This window comes from Streptomyces katrae, assembly GCF_000966975.1.
Classification (GTDB): Bacteria; Actinomycetota; Actinomycetes; order Streptomycetales; family Streptomycetaceae; genus Streptomyces; species Streptomyces katrae.
The window spans coordinates 1-819 of record NZ_JZWV01000990.1 but is presented as its reverse complement, the minus strand read 5'-3'; the positions used below and the strand labels follow the sequence as shown (position 1 = coordinate 819).

The 819-nt window shown below is 69.5% G+C and carries 1 protein-coding gene; it reads left to right on the top strand.

Annotated elements, in window-relative coordinates; genetic code table 11:
- A partial coding sequence (locus VR44_RS30945; RefSeq protein WP_157880460.1) for a YVTN family beta-propeller repeat protein occupies positions 1–682 on the top strand: 682 nt, incomplete at its 5' end.
- Between the last annotated feature and the right edge of the window lie 137 nt (positions 683–819).

The following is an 819-nucleotide window of genomic DNA, read 5'->3' as shown; positions in this document are numbered from 1 at the left end:
TTGGCGGCTCCGCCCCGGGTCGGTGAGAGTGATCGACACGGCCACGCACATGGAGATCGACTACATCAGCGTCGGCGTCGATCCGGTGGCCTTGGCGGTTGCCCCTGACGGCCGCCGCGTCTACGTCGCCAATTCCGGATCCGATTCCCTGTCCGTGATGGACACGGCGAGCGGCAAGGTTGTCGACGAGGTCAAGGTCGGCAGCGACCCGGTCGATGTGGTGGTCTCCCCCGACGGCCGCCGTGTGTACGTCGCGAACTCCGGCTACGGGACCCCCGCTTCCCTGTCCGTGATCGACACGGCCACCGACAAGGTCATCGGCTGGCCCAGCCGCCTCGGGGACTTCACCTACGGCCTGGCGGTGACACCAGACGGACGCCGCCTCTACGTCACGGACCAGTTGGGCACGGTGTCCGTCGTCGACACGGCGACCGGCAAGGTGACCGGCGGCCCCGTCCCCGTCGGCTGGCACCCGAAAGACGTCGTAGTCAGCCCTGACGGCAGCCGCGCCTACGTCACCAGCGAAGGCGCGGACAGCCTGTCCGTGATCGACACGAGCACGAACAAGGTGATCGACACCATCCGCGCCCACCATCCGACCCGTATAGCCCTGACGCCGGACGGCCGCCACGCTTGGATCACAGAGTTCTGGGGCGGGCGGGTGTGGGTGATCGACTTCTGAGCCGCCGAGCGGGGCAGGGCCGCTGGCCTCGAGGCTCAGGCAGTTGACGGGCGCGGAGCCGGGCGAGCTTGCGCGCCGAGCGGTCATCGCGGCCCGTGGCCGGCGCAGTCGTCGGTTCGGTTGGGGTAGTGCTGGCC